Raw genomic sequence first — 875 nt, 5'->3', positions numbered from 1 at the left:
ATAATATTGAAAAAGGAAGAGTATGAGCCATATTCAACGGGAAACGTCTTGCTCTAGGCCGCGATTAAATTCCAACATGGATGCTGATTTATATGGGTATAAATGGGCTCGCGATAATGTCGGGCAATCAGGTGCGACAATCTATCGATTGTATGGGAAGCCCGATGCGCCAGAGTTGTTTCTGAAACATGGCAAAGGTAGCGTTGCCAATGATGTTACAGATGAGATGGTCAGACTAAACTGGCTGACGGAATTTATGCCTCTTCCGACCATCAAGCATTTTATCCGTACTCCTGATGATGCATGGTTACTCACCACTGCGATCCCCGGGAAAACAGCATTCCAGGTATTAGAAGAATATCCTGATTCAGGTGAAAATATTGTTGATGCGCTGGCAGTGTTCCTGCGCCGGTTGCATTCGATTCCTGTTTGTAATTGTCCTTTTAACAGCGACCGCGTATTTCGTCTCGCTCAGGCGCAATCACGAATGAATAACGGTTTGGTTGATGCGAGTGATTTTGATGACGAGCGTAATGGCTGGCCTGTTGAACAAGTCTGGAAAGAAATGCATAAACTTTTGCCATTCTCACCGGATTCAGTCGTCACTCATGGTGATTTCTCACTTGATAACCTTATTTTTGACGAGGGGAAATTAATAGGTTGTATTGATGTTGGACGAGTCGGAATCGCAGACCGATACCAGGATCTTGCCATCCTATGGAACTGCCTCGGTGAGTTTTCTCCTTCATTACAGAAACGGCTTTTTCAAAAATATGGTATTGATAATCCTGATATGAATAAATTGCAGTTTCATTTGATGCTCGATGAGTTTTTCTAAGAATTAATTCATGAGCGGATACATATTTGAATGTATT

The 875-nt window shown here is 42.5% G+C and carries 1 protein-coding gene; it reads left to right on the top strand.

The window, feature by feature from the left end; genetic code table 11:
- The first annotated feature begins 22 nt into the window (after window positions 1–22).
- Entirely contained in the window at window positions 23–838 is an 816-nt protein-coding gene (locus tag ABZ470_RS41620; protein ID WP_000018329.1) for an aminoglycoside O-phosphotransferase APH(3')-Ia, read from the top strand.
- Window positions 839–875: the final 37 nt, after the last annotated feature.

Source organism: Streptosporangium sp. NPDC020072, assembly GCF_040631445.1.
Classification (GTDB): Bacteria; Actinomycetota; Actinomycetes; order Streptosporangiales; family Streptosporangiaceae; genus Streptosporangium.
The sequence above is the reverse complement of the archived record's forward strand: the minus strand, read 5'-3'. Positions and strand labels throughout refer to the sequence as shown.

What these genes read in the sequence shown, in the direction of transcription:
- ABZ470_RS41620 (WP_000018329.1), top strand. Translation starts at nt 23, where the DNA reads ATGAGCCATATTCAACGGGAAACGTCTTGCTCTAGGCCGCGATTAAAT.